The sequence below is a fragment of the Ensifer sp. ENS11 genome (genome assembly GCF_014851895.1).
Taxonomy (GTDB): domain Bacteria; phylum Pseudomonadota; class Alphaproteobacteria; order Rhizobiales; family Rhizobiaceae; genus Ensifer; species Ensifer canadensis.
This window is the reverse complement of the sequence record NZ_JACVAN010000021.1, coordinates 118,632-125,898: the sequence shown is the minus strand read 5'-3', so window position 1 is coordinate 125,898 and position 7,267 is coordinate 118,632. Positions and strand designations below refer to the sequence as shown.

Annotated in this window: 8 protein-coding genes; 7 read left to right on the top strand and 1 reads right to left on the bottom strand. The window is 62.9% G+C overall.

Annotated elements, in window-relative coordinates:
* The first annotated feature begins 132 nt into the window (after positions 1 to 132).
* Complete coding sequence (locus IB264_RS28165; RefSeq protein ID WP_025428409.1) at positions 133 to 996, top strand: DMT family transporter; 864 nt, start codon at positions 133 to 135, stop codon at positions 994 to 996.
* A 23-nt stretch (positions 997 to 1,019) separates the two neighbouring features.
* On the opposite strand, the gene IB264_RS28160 is transcribed toward IB264_RS28165, so the two are convergent.
* Positions 1,020 to 1,913: a LysR family transcriptional regulator gene (locus IB264_RS28160; protein WP_025428408.1), complete on the bottom strand. Its 894-nt coding sequence runs from the start codon at positions 1,911 to 1,913 to the stop codon at positions 1,020 to 1,022.
* Positions 1,914 to 2,028: 115 nt separating this feature from the next.
* Between IB264_RS28160 and IB264_RS28155 the strand changes: the two genes are divergently transcribed.
* The 6 genes from IB264_RS28155 to IB264_RS28135 all read left to right on the top strand — a co-directional run bounded on the left by IB264_RS28155 (position 2,029) and on the right by IB264_RS28135 (position 7,155).
* A complete protein-coding gene (locus IB264_RS28155; RefSeq protein ID WP_025428407.1) occupies positions 2,029 to 2,940 on the top strand; it encodes an NmrA/HSCARG family protein in 912 nt (303 codons plus the stop codon).
* A 25-nt stretch (positions 2,941 to 2,965) separates the two neighbouring features.
* The gene (locus tag IB264_RS28150) at positions 2,966 to 3,214 is read left to right on the top strand and encodes a DUF2798 domain-containing protein (RefSeq protein ID WP_198956878.1); all 249 of its coding nucleotides are present in this window, start codon (positions 2,966 to 2,968) and stop codon (positions 3,212 to 3,214) included.
* A gap of 129 nt (positions 3,215 to 3,343) precedes the next feature.
* Positions 3,344 to 4,090 carry a GntR family transcriptional regulator gene (locus tag IB264_RS28145; protein WP_025428406.1) on the top strand — a complete coding sequence of 249 codons (747 nt, stop codon included), beginning with the start codon at positions 3,344 to 3,346 and terminating at the stop codon, positions 4,088 to 4,090.
* A gap of 173 nt (positions 4,091 to 4,263) precedes the next feature.
* Complete coding sequence (locus tag IB264_RS34845; RefSeq protein WP_038577785.1) at positions 4,264 to 4,950, top strand: N-acetylmannosamine-6-phosphate 2-epimerase; 687 nt, start codon at positions 4,264 to 4,266, stop codon at positions 4,948 to 4,950.
* A complete protein-coding gene (locus tag IB264_RS34840; RefSeq protein WP_246811837.1) occupies positions 4,947 to 5,813 on the top strand; it encodes an ROK family protein in 867 nt (288 codons plus the stop codon). The genes IB264_RS34845 and IB264_RS34840 overlap by 4 nt, the downstream gene beginning before the upstream one ends.
* A 13-nt stretch (positions 5,814 to 5,826) precedes the next feature.
* Positions 5,827 to 7,155: an extracellular solute-binding protein gene (locus tag IB264_RS28135; protein ID WP_038577782.1), complete on the top strand. Its 1,329-nt coding sequence runs from the start codon at positions 5,827 to 5,829 to the stop codon at positions 7,153 to 7,155.
* Positions 7,156 to 7,267: the final 112 nt, after the last annotated feature.

The following is a 7,267-nucleotide window of genomic DNA, read 5'->3' as shown; positions in this document are numbered from 1 at the left end:
GCAGATGCCTGTCGCGCGGAAGGAAGAGATTTAGCCGATCGGCGAAAATGCCGATCAATAACCAACCGAACCCAAGGAAAAGCCGCCAATCGAAGGCGTTTCGCCCCTTGTGTTCTTTCATTGGAGACGACAATGGACAGAACGACGACCGGCTGGATAAACGGCTTTCTGGGTGTGTTGATTTTCAGCGGCTCGCTGCCGGCCACACGCGCTGCCGTCATGGACTTCGACCCGGTGTTCCTGACGGTCGCGCGCGCGGCCATCGCCGGTGCACTTGCGCTCTGCCTGCTCCTTGTCTTTCGCCAACCCAAGCCGACACGTGCCGATCTCTTCTCGTTGGCGATCGTTGCCTTCGGCGTCGTACTCGGTTTTCCGCTGCTGACCGCGCTGGCGCTTGAGCATGTGACATCGGCCCATTCGATCGTCTTCGTCGGATTGTTGCCCTTGGCGACCGCAGTCTTCGGCGTGCTTCGCGGCGGCGAGCGACCGCATCCGGCCTTCTGGCTGTTTTCCTGCCTCGGCAGTGCACTGGTTGCCGGTTTCGCGCTCACGCAGGGCTTTTCGGCCTCGCCGGTCGGCGACCTCCTGATGCTTGCCGCAATCATCGTCTGCGGTCTTGGTTATGCCGAGGGAGCAAGCCTGTCGCGCAAGCTCGGCGGCTGGCAAGTGATCTGCTGGGCGCTGGTACTGTCGCTGCCGGTCATGATCGGTATCGGCCTCTTCACGAACCCGCCGTCCTTCGAGATGGTGAATGGCGCGGCCTGGACCGGGCTTGCCTATGTCTCGGTCTTCAGCATGCTGATCGGCTTCGTCTTCTGGTATCGCGGACTCGCGCTTGGCGGCGTCGCCGGCGTCGGACAGTTGCAGCTGCTTCAACCGTTCTTCGGCCTCACGCTTGCTGCAGCGCTTCTCCACGAGCCGGTTAGCTGGGCTATGCTGGCTGTCACCGGCGCCATCGTGCTGTGCGTAGCCGGCGCAAAGAAGTTCGCGAAGTAGACGGCAGGTGCGCGCAGCCTCCGTCAGAGATGATCGAGTTTGAGCCGTTTGCTGAGGAGGTCGATAAATGTCCGGACCTTTGCCGTCGGCACCCTGCCCTCGCGCCACAGCACGTGGATCGGAACGGGCGCAGGCTCGAACTCTTGAAGTACAATCTCGACCCGACCCTCGGCGATCAAGTGCTCGATCTGCCAGAGCGGAGAGTAGCCAAGACCGAGCCCCTCGCAGACGGCGGCATAGATTGCCGTCATGGCGTTTACCCGCAACGGGCCGGCTACTTTGACCTCACGCGGCTTGCCGTCGATCGAGAACATCCACGCGCCGGGCCGGTCGCCACCTGAACGAACGACACAATTGTGCTGCTTGAGTTCATTTGGATGCATCGGCCGGCCATGGTCGGCGAAATAGGACGGCGTGCCGAAAACCACACGGCGCAGCGCGCCCAATCGCTTTCCCATCAGACCGGAGTCAGCAAGGTCTCCAATCCGCACCACCATGTCGAGCCCGCCGTCTGCGAGGTCGACGAACGCATCGGAAAGGTCGAGTTCGACCTCGACCTTTCGATGTTTCCGCATGTACTCGGCGACGATCGGCATCAGGAAGCGCGGGGCAAACAGCGCTGGCGCGCCGATCCGCAGCACGCCTGAAGGCTCCATCCGTCGCTGTGCCGCCTCAAGCCTGGCTTCGCGGATTTCATCGACGGCAGGTTTGATCCGGCGATAGAAGATTTCGCCAGCCTCGCTCGGCGTCGAGCGGCGCGTCGTGCGGTGGATGAGTTCCACGCCAATATCGTCTTCAAGAGCGGCAAGCGCACGGCTGACGGTTTGCAACGGCCGCGCAAGACGGCTGGCCGCCGCCGTCAGGCTGCCGAGTTCCACCACGGCGACGAACACTTCCAGGTCTTCGATACGGCTCATTCCATTATCCCGCTTTTGTAGAGAATAAATCACATTTTTGGATGATTGTCCAAATTTTTGCCGAACGATAATCTGCGTTCACATTGAAGTGACGAGCACAGGAAGGCGAAATCGCATGACAGCGAGAGGCAAGAAAGCGACCGGAAATAGGATACTTGTCGTCGGGGCAACCGGCCGGTTTGCCGGGCTTGTCATGCCCGAACTGGTCCGCCGCGGCGCCGTCTTGCGCGCCCTGATCAGGGATCAGTCCAATATCGGCCTGGCGCAATCACTTGGCGCCCGACAGGTTGCGGTCGGCGACCTTAGAGATCGCGACAGCCTCGACATCGCACTGCAGGGCGTCGACGGCGTCTTTCATCTCGGACCGGCTTTCGCGCCGGACGAAACGGCGATGGGCATCGCGATGGTCGACGCGTCGGTCCGTGCGGGTGTGCGAAAATTCGTCTTCTCCTCGGTCATCCAGCCGACGAACACGCGGCTGAAGAACCATGCTGCCAAGATACCGGTCGAGGATGCGCTCTATTCGTCCAATCTCGAATACACCATCCTGCACCCGGCAAACTTCATGCAGAACATCCGCTCAGCCTGGCCGACCGTCGTCGAACAGGGCGTCTTTTCCGAACCCTTTCCGAAGACCGCGCGTGTGGCACGCGTCGACTATCGTGACGTCGCCGAGGTGGCGGCAATCGCGCTGACCGAGGACCGGCTCGCCTACGCCAGCCTCGAGCTCTGCGCCGATGGTCGCCACAACAGGGAAGAGATCGCCGAGATGATGGCAAAGGCGCTTGGCCGGCCGATCGCGGCCGGTGAGATCGGCTTCCACGAATGGGCCGCTCCGGCGCGGGCAAAATACACCGAGCACCAGCTAGGCCTGCTCGCCAAGGTTTATGAGCACTACGCAGCCGTCGGCCTTGGCGGCAACAGCCTGTCGCTCAGGGCCGCTCTTGGGCGGGAACCCCGGAGCCTGCAGTCCTTCATCGAAGAGCTGGCGGCCGGCGCCAATCCCCGCCTTCAGCCCCACGCCTGAACCTTGAAACCGGAGCATGACCCAAATGCCGAAGAAACTTCCTCCGCGCTATAACGCCGTCGCCATGCCACTGGTGCTGTCGGTGCTGATGTCCTGCCTCGTCTCGGCCGTCTCGACCACGGCCAATGCCGGCTTCAGAGCCGATCTGTTCTCCCTGTGGATGAAGGCCTGGGGCATTTCGTGGCTGGTGGCGTTTCCAAGCCTGCTGCTCGTGCTGCCACTGGTACGCCTCATCGTCGCGGCGATCGTGCAGGCACCGCAGGCCAGACGTTGAGTCTGGCTTGATAAACGGTCGAGCCGTGCACCGGCTTGGTAAAAGCCGTAAAATTCGGCCCCCAGTACAATACCAGTTTAACACCGGGCAAAAATATTGCATAAGGAGGCATCTCAAGCAGGTGTCTCCATGAGCGATCAGGCAACTCTCGATTTTCTGTTGCAGACCATGTCCGGCGAGAGCGGCGAGCCGCTCTACCGCCGGCTCGGCGAAGCGATCAAGGCGGCGATCGGCGCCTCCGTCATACGGCATGGTGCAGTCATTCCGAGCGAGCGGGACCTGAGCGAGGGTCTGGCGATATCGCGCGTGACAGTGAGAAAAGCCATTGAGGGCCTGGTCGCCGAAGGGCTATTGGATCGGCGCCAGGGCGCAAAGACCGTCGTCTCTTCGCGTGTCGAAAAATCGCTGGCGACGATGACAAGCTTTTCGGAGGATATGCGGTCGCGCGGGCTCGAACCCGGATGCGTCTGGATTTCGCGGGAGATCAGCCGCCCGTCGCCGGCAGAGATGATGGCGCTCGGCATTCCCGTCAGCGAAAAGATCGTTCGCCTGCGGCGGCTGCGCACCGCCGACAACACCCCGATTGCCATCGAGACCGCGGCACTCCCCGCCCGTTTCGTGCCGCAGCCTGAGGCGATCGGCGCCTCGCTCTACGAGTATCTGGCCGCCCATGGCGCCCTTCCCGTCCGGGCGCTGCAGCGCATGCAGGCAAAGCCGGCGAGCGAGGAAGAACGCCGCCTGCTCGCGACACCCGAAGGCACCAGCCTTTTGATCATGGAGCGCCGCTGCTTCCTCGCCGACGGCCAGATCGTCGAGTTTACCCAGACCAAATATCGCGGCGACGTCTACGACTTCGTCATCGAATTGATGCGATAATACCAGTTTAATTCCTGTTGCAATCTGGTCTTGCCCTGTTACCGTAATGGCCTGATCGGGTCGCAACGGTACGGGCTGACACAGCCTCAAAGCCATGATGCGGCCGAGTAGCAAATGCGTGCGGGGAGCGGCTGATATCGCCAAAGGTCGTTACCCGCGCCAGAGGAGCCGGCGTGACATTCGAGATCCAAAGCCTGAAGAACGGATTGATCGTTTCCTGCCAGCCGGTCAAAGGCGGCGTCATGGACAACGCGGCGATGGTCGTCGGCTTCGCCTTGGCGGCGCTTAATGGCGGTGCGGCGGCGCTCCGGATCGAATCTGCCGACTACGTCCGCGCCGTTCGCCAGGCGACCGACCGGCCGATCATCGGCCTCGTCAAGCGCGACCTGACGACCTCGCCTGTTCGCATCACGCCGCTGATCGAGGATGTAGACGCATTGGCCGCGGCGGGCGCGGATATCATCGCCTATGACGCCACGCAACGGACGCGCCCGGTCGAGACCAGGCGCCTGATCGAGCGCATCCAGGCAACAGGAAAGATCGCCATGGCCGATTGCTCTGTCAGCAGCGACGCGGCGCAGGCCTTGCGCGAAGGCGCCGAAATCGTCGGCTCGACACTCGCCGGCTACACCGGACCGGTGGAGCCGACCGAACCGGACTTCGCGCTCATTGCCGCCATGCGCAGGCTCACACCCTTCGTCGTTGCGGAAGGCTGCGTCCGCACCCCGGAACAGGCGTCGCAAGCGCTGCGGGTCGGCGCCTTCACCGTCGTTGTCGGCTCCGCCATTACCCGGCCGGAACACGTGACCTCCTGGTTCCGCACAGCGCTCGACGAAACCCTGGCATCGAGCGGGGCATGAATGTGATGGCGCAGGCGCAGGCCACCCTCTCCATCGACCTTGGCGGCACGAAGATGCTGGCGGCGCTGGTGCGCGACCGGACCGTTCTCGAAACGCACAAGATGGCGACACCCCGCGGCGGCGATCCGGCCGAATGGCTGCAGGCTTTGTTCGACGCCATCGCCATGTGGAACGGTCGCTACGACAAGGTCGGCGTCGCCGTTACCGGCATCGTCGACGATGGCCATTGGTCGGCGATCAACCGCAACACGCTCGATATCCCCGATCGCTTCCCGCTGACCGACGTGGTCGCGGCACTTTCGGGCTCGCCCGTCCTTGCCGCCAACGACGCCCAGGCGGCGGCCTGGGGCGAGTTCAGCTTCGGCGCCGGCCGGCGCGAGGACATGGTTTTCCTCACGGTTTCAACAGGCATTGGTGGCGGCATCGTCGTCAACGGCCGTCTGCTCGGGGGCCTTGCCGGGCACTTTGGCCAGTTCCGCCTTGATGAGGCGACGCACCATACGCTCGAAGACCAGGTTTCCGGCCATTGGATAGCCGGGGAGGCCAGCGTCCATCAAAAGGATGCCACCGCCCGCGAGGTCTTTGCAGCGGCCGACGCCGGGCAGGAGTGGGCGCGCCGGATCGTCGAGGCCTCGGCACGCCAAACGGCTTTGCTGTGCCGCAATATTCAACTCGCGCTCGATCCGAAGCGAATCGTCATCGGCGGCGGCATTGGGCTGGCGCCGGGCTACCTGACATCCATCGAGCGCGCGCTGGGCGACCTTCCGCCGCGCCTCAAGCCATCGATCCACGCCGCCGAACTCGGGGAGAACGCTGGCGTGGTCGGAATCGCAGATCTTGCAGAGCGTCAACAACAACTTTGAGGGAGAACCAAAGATGACACTTGCGACCATGAAACGAGGAGCGCTGCTCGCAGCCAGTATCGCCGGCCTTCTGGCAAGCCCGACACTGGCAGAAGTCACCGTGCTCGGCTGGCCCGGCGGCCCGGAGGAAGTGGCGCTGCGCGCCGCCGCTGACACCTACAACGCAAAGCCCGACGTTGCCGACAAGGACAAGGTCGAGCTGCTGTTCTTCAACCGTGAGGGCTTCTGGGACAAGCTGCAGGCCGACCTTGCCGCCGGCTCCAAGGCATTCGACCTCAACCTGCTCGCCACCTACTCGATCGGCCGCTACGCGCCGTTCATGGAGCCGGTCGTACTGTCTGAAGAGGCCAAGGCCGTCTATGGCGACTCGGTGCTTTCGACGATGCAGTATGAAGGCAAGCAGTACGGCGTGCCGACCGACCTGTCGCTGCATTTCATGTACTTCCGCAAGGACCTCATCGACGCCCTGATGAAGGACGATGCGGCAAAGGCGAAATATGCGGAGATCTCGGAGAAATACCTGGGCAAAAAGCTGGAGCCGAAGGCTCCGGACGAATGGACCTGGGACGACTATGCCGCAACGGCGCTTTACTTCACGCAAGCCGTCAATCCGGACAGCCCGACGCGCTACGGCACCGTGCTGCAGCTCAAGAACCTGCTGTTCAACATCATGATCTGGCAGTCGGTGCCGCGTGCCTACGGCGCCAACTGGATGGACGACAGCGGCAAGATCACCGTCAATTCCGACGCCTATCGCAAGGGCCTGGAAATCTACAAGCTGCTCTACGACAACGGCGCAACCCCGCGCGACTCGCTCTCCTACGAGTTTGCGGAAGCGAACGCGGCCTTTGCTTCCGGTCAGGTGGCGGCCATGCTGCAATGGAACGCCGCCGCCGGCGATCTGACCAGTAAGGAAAAGTCACCCACTGTGGCCGAGGTCACCGATACCGTAGCCCCTCCCGCCGGTCCGGAAGGGCGCTTCACCCATATCCACGGCCTCGGCTTCGGTCTCAACAAGAACGCCGAGAACAAGGAAGGGGCGGCCCTGTTCCTGAAATGGCTGTCTTCGAAAGAAGCGGCGCTGATCTATGCCAGGAACAACGGCGCACCGGCGTTGACACCCGAGGTGGTCGCCGAAGTCGCGGAAGCACGGCCGGATCTGGTCAAGCTCGGCGAATTCGCCGGCAAGTACGGTTACGTCATGAACGGCGGCACCTCGGCCAAGGCGCTGTCGGTCTATGAACTGCAGGCCAAGGAGTTCACCGGTTACTGGTCCGGCCAGCAATCGATCGACGATGCGCTCGCCAATACCGAAAAGGGCATGGCCGAACTGCTGAAATAAGCGAAAGCACCGGCGGCGGGTGACTGTCGCCGGTGCCCTTCGGCAAGACCGGTAGTTAAGGAGTGACAGGCGCCCGCCGGGAACTGTCTCTCCGTGAGCCGCCGACACCCTA